The 212-nt window shown below is 54.7% G+C and carries 1 tRNA gene; it reads left to right on the plus strand.

Features of this window, described 5'->3' with window-relative positions:
* Positions 1-137 precede the first annotated feature (137 nt).
* A tRNA-Arg gene (locus NA624_RS23060) sits at positions 138-211 on the plus strand.
* The last annotated feature ends 1 nt before the right edge of the window (position 212 follow it).

Consider the following 212-nt stretch of genomic DNA (forward strand, 5'->3'; position numbering starts at 1 on the left):
CATCCGTAGCTCAGCTGGATAGAGTACTCGGCTACGAACCGAGCGGTCGGAGGTTCGAATCCTCCCGGATGCACCATCTCTTACTTGATACGGCTTTCCCGCGGTATCAAAATCTGCAGTAAAGTAAGTTTCCCGATGCATCCGTAGCTCAGCTGGATAGAGTACTCGGCTACGAACCGAGCGGTCGGAGGTTCGAATCCTCCCGGATGCAC

It is taken from the genome of Salmonella sp. NW38 (genome assembly GCF_051807745.1).
In the GTDB taxonomy this organism is placed as follows: Bacteria; Pseudomonadota; Gammaproteobacteria; order Enterobacterales; family Enterobacteriaceae; genus Salmonella; species Salmonella enterica.